The sequence below is a fragment of the Elizabethkingia occulta genome (assembly GCF_002023715.1).
GTDB lineage: Bacteria > Bacteroidota > Bacteroidia > Flavobacteriales > Weeksellaceae > Elizabethkingia > Elizabethkingia occulta.
The window spans coordinates 1-11637 of sequence record NZ_MAHX01000001.1 but is presented as its reverse complement, the minus strand read 5'-3'; the positions used below and the strand labels follow the sequence as shown (position 1 = coordinate 11637).

At 35.0% G+C, this 11637-nt stretch carries 14 protein-coding genes; 11 read left to right on the top strand and 3 right to left on the bottom strand.

Features of this window, described 5'->3' with window-relative positions; genetic code table 11:
• Positions 1–495 precede the first annotated feature (495 nt).
• Positions 496–2742 carry a glycoside hydrolase family 20 protein gene (locus BAZ10_RS00070; RefSeq protein ID WP_078770289.1) on the bottom strand — a complete coding sequence of 749 codons (2247 nt, stop codon included), beginning with the start codon at positions 2740–2742 and terminating at the stop codon, positions 496–498.
• Between the two features lie 168 nt (positions 2743–2910).
• Here BAZ10_RS00070 and BAZ10_RS00065 point away from each other — a divergent pair, with 168 nt between their 5' ends.
• The 7 genes from BAZ10_RS00065 (at position 2911) to rplI (ending at position 6772) form a co-directional block, all read left to right on the top strand.
• Positions 2911–3393, top strand: a complete 483-nt coding sequence (locus BAZ10_RS00065; RefSeq protein WP_078770288.1) for a GNAT family N-acetyltransferase — start codon at positions 2911–2913, stop codon at positions 3391–3393.
• Between the two features lie 15 nt (positions 3394–3408).
• Positions 3409–4806, top strand: coding sequence for a chloride channel protein (locus BAZ10_RS00060; protein WP_078770287.1), 1398 nt, complete (start codon positions 3409–3411; stop codon positions 4804–4806).
• Positions 4807–4909: 103 nt separating this feature from the next.
• Entirely contained in the window at positions 4910–5125 is a 216-nt protein-coding gene (locus BAZ10_RS00055) for a hypothetical protein (RefSeq protein ID WP_078770286.1), read from the top strand.
• Positions 5126–5167: 42 nt separating this feature from the next.
• On the top strand, positions 5168–5365 hold the full coding sequence (locus BAZ10_RS00050) for a hypothetical protein (RefSeq protein ID WP_078770285.1): 198 nt from the start codon (positions 5168–5170) through the stop codon (positions 5363–5365).
• A gap of 115 nt (positions 5366–5480) precedes the next feature.
• Positions 5481–5822: a 30S ribosomal protein S6 gene (gene rpsF, locus BAZ10_RS00045; RefSeq protein ID WP_034870405.1), complete on the top strand. Its 342-nt coding sequence runs from the start codon at positions 5481–5483 to the stop codon at positions 5820–5822.
• Between the two features lie 27 nt (positions 5823–5849).
• Complete coding sequence (rpsR, locus tag BAZ10_RS00040) at positions 5850–6152, top strand: 30S ribosomal protein S18 (protein WP_021347702.1); 303 nt, start codon at positions 5850–5852, stop codon at positions 6150–6152.
• 119 nt (positions 6153–6271) lie between these two features.
• On the top strand, positions 6272–6772 hold the full coding sequence (gene rplI / locus BAZ10_RS00035; RefSeq protein ID WP_078770284.1) for a 50S ribosomal protein L9: 501 nt from the start codon (positions 6272–6274) through the stop codon (positions 6770–6772).
• Positions 6773–6829: 57 nt separating this feature from the next.
• On the opposite strand, the gene BAZ10_RS00030 is transcribed toward rplI, so the two are convergent.
• Positions 6830–7651, bottom strand: a complete 822-nt coding sequence (locus tag BAZ10_RS00030) for a hypothetical protein (protein WP_245803700.1) — start codon at positions 7649–7651, stop codon at positions 6830–6832.
• Between the two features lie 225 nt (positions 7652–7876).
• Here BAZ10_RS00030 and BAZ10_RS00025 point away from each other — a divergent pair, with 225 nt between their 5' ends.
• Positions 7877–8053 (top strand): histone H1, encoded by a 177-nt coding sequence (locus BAZ10_RS00025; protein ID WP_009086192.1) that lies wholly within the window; start codon positions 7877–7879, stop codon positions 8051–8053.
• Positions 8054–8131: 78 nt separating this feature from the next.
• On the opposite strand, the gene BAZ10_RS00020 is transcribed toward BAZ10_RS00025, so the two are convergent.
• Positions 8132–9652: an FMN-binding glutamate synthase family protein gene (locus BAZ10_RS00020; RefSeq protein ID WP_078770283.1), complete on the bottom strand. Its 1521-nt coding sequence runs from the start codon at positions 9650–9652 to the stop codon at positions 8132–8134.
• 320 nt (positions 9653–9972) lie between these two features.
• On the opposite strand from BAZ10_RS00020, the gene BAZ10_RS00015 reads away from it, so the two are divergent.
• The 3 genes from BAZ10_RS00015 to BAZ10_RS00005 all read left to right on the top strand — a co-directional run.
• Positions 9973–10365: an acyl-CoA thioesterase gene (locus BAZ10_RS00015; RefSeq protein ID WP_078770290.1), complete on the top strand. Its 393-nt coding sequence runs from the start codon at positions 9973–9975 to the stop codon at positions 10363–10365.
• Entirely contained in the window at positions 10365–10925 is a 561-nt protein-coding gene (locus BAZ10_RS00010; protein ID WP_078770282.1) for a helix-turn-helix domain-containing protein, read from the top strand. Before BAZ10_RS00015 ends, BAZ10_RS00010 begins: the two co-directional genes overlap by 1 nt.
• A gap of 325 nt (positions 10926–11250) precedes the next feature.
• The coding region (locus BAZ10_RS00005; protein WP_131828252.1) for a heavy-metal-associated domain-containing protein at positions 11251–11637 on the top strand (387 nt) is incomplete at its 3' end.

Sequence of the window (11637 nt, the reverse complement as noted above, 5' to 3'; positions counted from 1 at the left end):
TGAAGTTTTTTTTCAGTCATATTCGTTAACTCTACTCCGCTATAACAGTTCTTTTAGTAACCATTTTTGCGTGGGCAAAACTAATAAATTTTATTAACATGACCAAATCTTTTTTCTAAAAATTTTAATCGCTTTTTCGTCTCAATTATCTCCTGCTCCCCTAACAACTCTCATTGTTTAGGACTGCAAAAGTAGAAAAACTTCTATAACGCACCAAACATTACCACACCTTTTTTAACATAATATATGTAACTGTCTGAGTACGGGTGAGAAAAATTTAATATTATGTTCACATTGCAAAAACTGAACTCTTTTTATATCCTCTATATATCGCTCTACACCCTTTAAAAACCGTGGTTTTCTTTTAAGCATTTGCTGGAACAGGCTCTTTCTAGAAGCCCACGCGTTCTTTTTTAGCTTTAATACCTCTCTATATATATATGTAAAAACTAAAAATCCGGCACAAAGCCGGATTTTATATACTATATATATGTATTAGTAAACAATAATTTCATCTGTAAACAAATACCCTTTCTTTGTATTAGGAGCTATAATTTTCAGGTACCTTGCCTGTACGGGAGTTTTTAATTTTAGTTCAAATCGCTTAAACGTTAATTTTGACTCTGTCTCCGGAATATCGTTTTTCACAAGTCCAATTTCTTTATATGCTACTCCATCATCTGAAACCAAGACTTTCATTTCTCCGGGCATATAAACTCCCGGACCAATAATTTGCATAAAGCGCATAGCAACCGTATTAAGTGTTTCCTTTTTTTCAAAATCAACAACAACATCTACATCTTTAGTAAAACCTTGCCATTGCTTATCATGATAAGTCAATCCGCCGAAAACGCCATTCGTTAATGTTTGTTCCTTCTGAGCTTCATAACCATCCCATTTATTATTATAAATTACTTTTTTCCCAATTGCTTTATGAATATCTATATCCAAATCTAAAATCGGACCTATTTTTATACCATTCATAAAATATGCAGCTTTAACTTTTGCAGACTGATTCAGAATAAAAGGTTCCTTATATATTAAGGACTCATTTGTTGGCTCTTTACCGTCTAATGTATATCTTATATTCTCAGGATTCATTTGCTCAGTAACCAAACTCACCTTATTAGTTCCGGATGAGGAATCAAATTTCACTATACTATATATATTATAGGATGGCCTGTAATAATTCACCTGAAGTTGTTGTAGAATTTTATAATGAGACTGTAGCCTTTTGGTAAAATCCTGAATGTTTTTATTCTCGAAAGCCGTCCAGTTGACTTCAGCCAGTGCAAGAGCTCTGGGAAATACCATATATTCTACATGTTCTGTTGTCGGAATATATTCGGCCCACAGGTTTGCCTGCGCCCCCAACACATGTTTAGCTTTTTCTTCTTTCAAAACTGCAGGAACCGGATTATAAGAATATACTTTGTCCAAAGGCAAATATCCGCCTATTGCCTCGGGTTGAGTTCTGGGATCAGTCTGATAACTGTCGAAATACAGAAATTCCCCGGGAGTCATAATTACATCATGTCCCGCATTAGCTGCAGCTATACCTCCCGACTCCCCTCTCCAGCTCATCACAGTAGCTCCGGGCGTTAATCCACCATCCAGAATTTCATCCCAACCTATAAGTTTCCGCCCTTTTGACTGTAAATATTGATCCATTTTGCGAATAGCATAACTCTGAAGTTCATCAACAGACCTTAATCCTTCCTTTTTCATTAAGGCTTGATCTTTCGGGCAGGAAGCCCAGTGTTTTTTATCCGCTTCATCCCCACCTATATGTATATATTTAAACGGGAAAATTTCCAGCACTTCATCTATTACGTTCTGAAGAAATTCAAATGTCTTAGGATTTCCAATACAAAATTCGCTTTGAGTATATGGTTTCCCGGAGCATGATAATTCCGGATAAACAGCCAATATTTCCTCGCTATGCCCTGGCATTTCTATTTCTGGTATTATATTTATACCTCGATCAGCAGCATATTTTACTAATTCTTTTGCTTCTTTCTGCGTATAAAAGCCTCCACTTGCATTAGGACTCCCTTGTTCTGTATACTGACGCCCATTTTGCCACCAGTCTTTCCAGTTTGCATGGGTACGCCAGGCTGCCTTATTAGTCAATTCCGGATATTTCTTTATTTCCAGTCTCCATCCTGCTCCATCAGTCAAATGCCAATGGAAATTATTGAATTTATACAGAGCCATAAGATCTATGTATTTTTTCAGGAAAGAAAAAGGATAGAAATGCCTGGATACATCTAAATGCAATCCTCTGTACGAAAAACGTGGTTGATCTTCAATGGAAGCAAAACTTAACCTTGACGGATCTTTCTGAAGCAAACCTAACTGTACAAAAGTATGAACACCATTAATAGCACCTGCAATATCTGATGCCTCAATTTGTATACCTTTACTATTTATAGATAATCGATAAGCTCCGGGAGCAAATTTATTGTGTTGATCTTTCACAATACGGATATCTCCGGAGTTTGCATTTTTAGCACCAACTATATTTTTTTCTTGCTTAAAAGCAGAATACTCAGATAAAAGAGGCTTGACATTAGCAAACTCTGGTGAAACACTGACCTTAACTGTTTGAGGAAAAATATATTCACCGTTCTTTAAAGATACAGAGGAAGGTTTGGGAATGATATCGAAATTATTTTGTGCCGACACTAAAAATGGTGCAGCATATATTAATAAAGATATCAGAACTTTATTCGTTTTCATTTTGGGTTATCGTTTTTAAAGAACAACAAATATCATAAATAATATTGAAATCTATTTTCTTTGTGCACAAGGACTCACTATTTTCAGTATTTTATTTTAGTTTTTAATTGATAATCCTTCTCACTTTTTATAAATTTGAGAATCTAATTAATTTTCAATAAAAACTATATGACCAACAATTTTCTAATCCGAAAGGCAACAGAGGAAGACACATCTGTAATTTTCTCTCTTATCAAACAACTTGCAGAATACGAAAAGCTTTCTGATGCTGTTATTACTTCTGAGGAAGAGCTAAGACATAATATATTCCATGAAGGCTTGTCCAAAGTGCTTATTGCTGAAGAGAACAATGTTCCGATAGGCTTTGCATTATATTTTTATAACTTTTCTACTTTCGTGGGAAAAGCCGGATTGTATCTGGAGGACCTTTTTGTAGAACCTGTGCACAGGGGAAAAGGTTATGGTAAAAAACTTTTAGTTGCACTGGCACAAATAGCTAAAGAGAAAAACTGCGGAAGAATGGAATGGTCTGTACTGAACTGGAATAAGCCTTCTATCGAGTTTTATGAATCTCTGGAAGCTGTTCCTATGAATGAATGGACCGTATACAGACTGACACAGGATAAAATTGATATTCTGGCAAATTCATAAAACACAAAAACACTGGTGAAAAAACTACTTTTTTATATTCGTAAGCGACTAAAGCAAGCTTTTGATAATATCACAAATGAGCGACTGAAAGACAACTTGCTCCAGGCTATCCCTTTTTGGATAGCTTCCATTATCACAGGACTTATAGCTGTACTATACGCTAAAATTTTCGGTTGGGGCGAGCTCCTTTTATTTAAAATTTTTCATTGGAAATCCTGGTTGATTTTCATTATAACCCCAGTTGCTTTTGTTTTATCATGGTGGCTTGTAGATCGTTTTGCCCCCTATGCAAAAGGAAGTGGTATTCCCCAGGTAATGGCATCCGTAGATCTGGCAAATCCCAGAGATCGCTATATGATAAAATACCTGCTAAGTTTTAAAATTATTATTATTAAAATTATATCAAGCTTTGTCCTTATTACAGGTGGCGGTATTATCGGTAGAGAAGGACCGACAATACAAATTGCCGGATCTGTGTTCCGGAAAGTCAATGAACTTCTACCCAGGTGGTGGCCAAAGATTTCACAAAAAAATATGATTCTTACTGGTGCCGCAGCAGGACTTTCTGCAGCATTCAATACACCTTTGGGTGGTGTTGTATTTGCTATTGAAGAATTAGCAAAAACACATATCAGCTATTTTAAAACAGCACTTTTTACCGCTGTAATTATTGCCGGACTTACCGCAGAAACTCTCGCAGGACCTTATCTGTACTTAGGCTATCCTAAAACCGGCGGGACTACTCTATGGTTAATGTTTCCAGTAATTTTTATTGCAGCAGTATCCGGAATCACCAGTAGCTATATTTCCGGCTTGATGCTAAAGATTAATAAATTCAGAGCAAAATTCACCCACAAAAAGCAGCATGTTTTCTTCTTAATAGGTACTGCTCTTATTATATCTTCACTTGCTTATTTTATAGATAAAAATATATTAGGATCTGGTAAAGAACTAATGGAACATTCCTTATTCACTAGTGATAAGCATCAAAAATGGTATATGCCCATCCTGAAAATTATAGGCTCTACCCTATCTTTTACAAGTGGTGGTGCTGGTGGTATTTTCGCTCCAGCACTTAGTATAGGAGCAAGCATAGGATCTGTATTTTCAGGATTAGCCAATTTTACTCCAGAAGAGACTAATGTTATTATATTGGCGGGAATGGTTGCCTTTTTAACAGGAATTACCCGCGCCCCGTTTACATCTGCTATTCTGGTATTGGAAATGACTGATCGACACAGCCTTATATTCCATCTAATGCTGGCAGGTATGATATCCTCTATTGCTTCCATGATTATTAGCAGACACTCATTATATGATTCATTAAAAATTGGTTTTCTTGAAAAGCTTAACAAAGAAGTGCGTGCTCCTAAAGATAAGCTTCACCTCAAAGATTTGGTAAAAAGAAGATAAATATTTCATTACTAACAATTTATTCTCATAGAATTAGTAAAAAAAACCTATATTTAACATTATTATCAAATAATATATCACCAAATTTTAAAATATAGAAACTATGAGAAAAACATTTCTACATTTAAACAATGCTAAAAAGCTAAACAGGGAAAGTCAAAAATCGATCTTAGGAGGTTCCACAGACTGCCCGCCCAAGCATTATGCAGTAGAACATAATGGTTACACTGCATGTTGCCTAAAACCTGTCAGTAACCCATGCGAGCTGGTTGTTAACTTTTGTATTATGCCAATGGGAATGTGTGGAGACGAAAGGTAAAATCTAACAGTAACATCAAATAAATAATAAATATTATCAATTATGAAAAAACTTGACAGAAAAAAACAAAAGAATATCCTAGGAATGGGAAACAATTGTGCAACCGGAGAATTCGAAGCTTCTTATAATGGTTATATCGTATGCTGTATGAAGCAACCTACCGGACCAAATCTTTGCGACCCAAATATCAGCATGTATTGTGATATTCCATACGATATGTGTGGAGATCCATTCCAATAAGAACTAAAAAAGGCTCTGTTACTTATGTAGTGGAGCTTTTTCTTTTGTTTTGTTTGCAAATTCAGAAAATATCAATATCTTTGCACCTCGAAATAAAAATAAATATTTTATCATTATGAACAATTACGAAACTGTTTTCATTTTGACTCCCGTTCTATCTGATGCTCAGGTGGAGGAAGCAGTTAAAAAATTCGAAGACCTTATTAAGGACAATGGTTGTGAGATCGTTGCTAAAGAAAACTGGGGACTTAAGAAATTGGCTTACCCAATCCAATTGAAAAAGAACGGATTCTACACTTTGATCGAATTCAAAGGTGAAGGTGATGTTGTAGCTAACTTAGAGCTAGCTTACAAGCGTGACGAAAGAGTTATCCGTTATTTAACAACTAAAATGGATAAGCATGCTGTAGACTATGCAGTAACGAGAAGAACAAAAGTGAAATCTCAAAAAGCTTAATTAATTAACCCCTAAAATCTTAAGACAATGGCAATAGATGAAATGGCACAACAAGCCGCGCAAGGTGGTGAATCTGAAGTAAAGTTCCTTACTCCACTAGATATCAACACAAAAACACAGAAGAAATTCTGTCGTTTCAAAAAATACGGAATCAAGCATGTAGATTATAAAGATGCTGATTTCTTATTACAATTCGTAAACGAGCAAGGTAAAATCCTTCCAAGAAGATATACTGGTACTTCTCTAAAATACCAGAGAAAAGTTTCTGCAGCTATCAAAAGAGCTAGACACTTAGCTTTGATGCCATACGTAGCAGACCTTTTAAAATAAGACAAATTAATAAAAGAAGCAGGCTTGTCTTGCTTCTTTTGTTGCTGAATCAATATTAATTCTAACGATTTTTGGATTCAAAATTTAACTGAATCTAAAATTAAAAACGGACAACAACAATGCAAATTATTCTAAAAAAAGACGTAGAGAATTTAGGACTTGAATTCGATACTATCGATGTAAAACCTGGTTACGCTCGTAACTTCCTTATTCCTCAAGGATATGCTTTATTAGCAACACCTAAAAACAAGGCAGCTTTAGAAGCTACTTTAGAGGCTAGAAAAGAAGAAGAAGCTAAATTAGTTGCTGCTGCTACAGCTAAGATCGATCAACTGAAAAAAGTTGTATTAACTATCCCTGCTAAAGTAGGTGCTGGTGACAAACTTTTCGGATCTATCAACAATGGTGATCTTGCAGAAGCATTAGCTAAAGCTGGTGTAGATATCGAGAAAAAATTCATCAAGATTCCTGGTAACACTATCAAGAGAACTGGTAAATTTTCTGCAAAAGTAAGACTTCACAGAAACGTAGAGCACGATTACGAATTTGACGTAGTTTCTGATGCTCCTGTAGAAACTCCGAAAGCTGCTGAGAAAACTGAAACTAAAGAAGAGGCTTAATCTAAGCAATTTCTTAATGATATAAATCCTTCCTTCGGGGAGGATTTTTTTATGCTCTTATTTACTCTTGTTCATTTTTTCAAAATCCTCAGTTTTCATAATCGCCAAATTATTGTTTTTACAATCCCATATACTGGTATATTTTTTTGATATCGTAATATAACTTTCCAGGTTATGAATATGTTGGTATAGCATAAGTGTACATATATCTGTAGGTGTTATATACAACCAGTCAGGAAGGATATGTGAATGAATTCCACTTACCATGTTCTCTCCTTTTTCATCTTTTGTGTTCATCGCAATTAAACTGTTGTGCAGACGTTCTGGCTTCTCTATTTCATTATTTTTATTAAAAGTAACCAGATAGTCATTACCAAACAGAACAAGATTATTTTGTGTAGTTCCGGTCAGAATATAAACCTTATTTTGTCCATTCTTTCTCTCATCAACAATTGGTATCAGATTTAGATTTGTATTCTGATAAGCTCTGAAAATAGTATCTGCTTTAATCCTTTGTAATGCCTTCTGCCGGATGTTAAAATATTTTCGCTCAACATCTGTAAAATCTCTTGTTGTTAGATCCAATTTGAAATCTTTAGGATTATAGCTAGCAGGAAAAGCCACGGAACCTATCACTTTATTTTCTTTTGAAAAGAATATGCAAACAGGTACATTGTCTTTTATATAAGAAAAGTATCCGCCAATATTTTCATTATTTTTATAATTGGCCAGAAATACATCCGTTCCGTACCAACTTGCCATTTCACTTCTGTATAATTTTATCCCTTCTTCTTTAATTTCCTTTGCGATAGTTTGCAAATCCTGAGCTGTCACCAAAAATCCCAGAATTATGAATATTAAAAGATATAGTTTTCTCATAAACAGATGATTTAAATAAAGTTACTCTTTTTTTCTTTGACTTCGGAAAACAAAAATGAGATTGATTGAAAATAAAAAGCAGTAAAATATTTTTTTCAACGCTTCAATTTTTAGAATCATTAATTTAGAAAATGAATAAAAATGTAGATTTTATCGATATTTACAGCGATAAAATTCTTTATAAATGAAGGATTATTTTATATTTGCAGTCCAAAAATTAATCATATGCAAGAACTATTAGAAAAAATCGCACAGGAGTTTGGAACTTTCACAACTGACTCTAACCTTCAATTAGAAAAAGGTAACAAAGCTGCAGGTACAAGAGCTAGAAAAGCTGCTTTAGAGTTAAGCAAATTATTGAAAGACTTCAGAAAAGTTTCTGTGGAGGAATCTAAGAAATAAGAGAAATCTTTTACAAAAAAGAATCCGGTGAATTGCTTCACCGGATTTTTTTATTTTACAGATAAACTCAGTTCTTAATTAGATCTGGGTTTTGTGTTTTACGTTCGTCAAGATATCCGGGAAGTAAGAATCTGATAAATGTTCAAACTCATCACCTCTCATAAACATAGAAGCATCTACTTCCGCATAAGAAGTTCTTCCGGCAGCAGCGATAAGCTCATTACACGTATGCAATGTATTTCTGTGGAAATAATATACTCTCTCGCTCTTATCTGCCACATCCAGACCTTTAATCAGCATTTTATCCTGAGTTGCCACACCTGTAGGACAAGCGTTAGAATGACATCTTAGCGCCTGAATACAGCCTAAAGAGAACATAAACCCTCTTGCATTATTACACATATCAGCTCCCATTGCTACAGCTCTAAGGATATCCAGTGAAGTCAATACTTTTCCGCTGGCAATAATTCTGATTTTATCACGAACGTTATATTTCTGAAGCGTTCTGTTTACAAAGATAAGTGCAGGCTCCAAAGGCATACCAACTCCGTCTGAAAACTCTAATGGTGCAGCTCCTGTACCACCTTCAGCTCCGTCTACTGTAATAAAGTCCGGCCAGATATTCAGTACATTCATTTTTTCGCAAATCTCTTCAAATTCACGTGTATCACCAATACAAAGTTTAAATCCAACAGGTTTTCCTTCACTAAGGTCTCTCAACTGTTGTACAAACTTTAATAAACCTTCTGCACTGTTGAATGCAGTATGTCCCGGAGGAGATAAAATAGTTTTCCCTGGTTCTACGTGACGAATCTTTGCAATTTCAGGTGTATTCTTTACTCCTGGTAATACACCACCATGTCCTGGTTTTGCACCCTGAGAAAGTTTTATTTCGATTAGCTTTACATTTGGATGAGCAGACTTCTCAGCAAATAGTTCAGGGTTAAAATGTCCGTGATCGTCACGACATCCGAAATACCCAGTACCAATCTGCCAGCAAAGATCTCCACCACCTTCTAAATGGTAATGAGATATTCCTCCTTCTCCTGTATTATGGAAGAAATTTCCTTTTTTAGCGCCAGAATTTAAAGATACCACAGCTCTGTTACTCAATGCTCCGTAACTCATTGCAGAAATATTAAATAAAGATGCACTGTAGGGTTTCTTACACAATGGTCCTCCAACGGTTACTCTTGGTAATTCTTCAGAAGGAACTTTTGCATAAATAGAGTGCTTAATTCCTTCATATTTTCTTGTATTAATGTCTAACTGTGTCCCAAATGGTACATTCGCAGATATATTCTTTGCTCTTCGGTAAGCCGCAGATCTTTCATTCCTCGGGAAAGGTTTACCATCAGTATTCCTCTCGATGAAATACTGCTGCATTTCCGGCGATATTTCCTCGAAGAAATAACGGAAATTCCCCAGGACAGGAAAGTTTCGTAAAATAGCATGCTTTGTCTGGAAAGCGTCATATAAGCCCCAGAGATAAATAAGGGATAGCAAAATTGGTATCCACAGGTCGGCGTTAATAAGGAAAGTTATTCCCCAGGAGGCCAATACAATGACAATGCCCCAGGTAAGAAACTGATTTCTCATTACAATACTTTTGTTTAAAATTAACCTCAAATATACCTAAATAAAAACAGTAAAACCAAGCTTTATCATTAAACGATAAGCCCGGAGAATCTTTTATAAAAAAATTAACATTCATTATCATTTATTTACTTTTTTCAGCACAAACTTTGCTTATACAGAGGAAACAATATCTCCTGTTTTTCGATAATCCACGACGAAATACAAAAAACAGGGGATTTATCCCTAAATATCCTTAATCCTAAATCTCTCTACCAAAACTTCTGCATTTATTGTAGAAGTTTTTTTATTTTTACTCTATCAAAACAAATAAGTTTATGGCAATGAATTTCCATACCCGTAAATGGGTAAAACCTGAAGATCTAAACCCTAATCAGTCTTTATTCGGGGGCAGACTTTTACAATGGATAGATGAAGAAGCAGCATTATATGCTATTATACAGTTAGAAAACCCACGTTGCGTTACAAAGTTTATATCAGAAATCAACTTCATACATTCCGCTACACAAGGTGATATCGTAGAAATCGGAATTTTGGCAACATCTTTTGGACACACGTCTATTACACTTTCATGCGAAGTAAGAAATAAAATGACAAGACAAACCATTATAAAGATTGATAAAATTATCATGGTAAGTCTGGATGAACATGGTAAACCAGCAGCTCATGGCAAAACCAAAATAGAATATCCACACGACAGATTCCCTGAAGGCTAATGGAATTACACATCAAAAATATGGTATGCGGCAGGTGTTTGTCGTCTGTTCAGAATATCTTTAGTAATCTGAATATTTCTCTGACTAAATTAGAGTTGGGCGTTGCTGAAATTAAGGATACTCTCGACAAGGAGCAGGTATCTGTACTCGAAAAAGCTTTGAATGAACAAGGCTTTGAAATCCTTCAGGATCTTTCGGTAAAGCAGATTGAGAAAATGAAAACTCTTATTTTGCAGAAAGTACAAAATCTGAACATTGAGGAAGACTTTAAAATATCGACATACCTTAGTGAACATCTGCATAAAGAGTACAGCTCTCTATCCAAATTATTTTCTCAGACAGAAAATGTTACACTGGAGCAATACTATATCCTTCATAAAATAGAAAAGGTAAAAGAATTACTTGTATACAATGAGTATTCCCTGACACAGATAGCGGACATGCTTGGTTATAAAACAGTACAGCACCTTTCTTCTCAGTTTAAAAAGGTTACAGGTTTTTCGCCTTCACTATTCCAAAAAGCAAAAGACAAACACAGACAGGCTCTGGATAAAATCTAAATTTTAATTCAGTCAAAGGATTATTATGACATTTTATACAAAAACCAACACAATGGCACAATTGAGCTATAAAAGATTTTCAAAAAATTCTTAAGGCATAAAGGAAAAATCAAAGATTTTTGCTAGCACAACTAATTTTTATTGTAGGATAAAACTCTTTGTGCCTTAAAAACAATATAAGGTTTATTGTTTTTTCTGCGTTTGTGCTAATCCTTCTTTTTTTTACTTCTACAGAAATAAGAAGCTGAATTATATAAACATCTTCCATATATTTATAATACATACCTGATTTCACTTTCCGAAATTTGTAGTATAAATATTAAACATGGAAAAAGTATTCAGCATAAAAGGAATGTCATGTGATGGTTGTCGCAGTAAAATAGAGAAAAAGCTAAATGAAATAGAAGGAATCTCTGCTAGTGTGCAATTAGATCCTCCTGTAGCTATAATACATTCAGAAAGAGATTTTTCAGAAGAAGAGCTTCAGGAGAAGTTAGAAGAAGCCGGGAATTACAGCATTGAACATGAAGCTCCAAAATCCGGATGTTGTTCTGCTCCTGCGGGTAATTCGTTACCAGCAATCGGAAGCCTGCAAAAAGAAGCAGCTAAACATACTGAAGAGAAATCTTCATGCTGCTCTACAACAAATCATCAGCATCAACATAGTATTATACCTCCTGCTGATAAAATATCGCCTAGCGGGCAGTATATA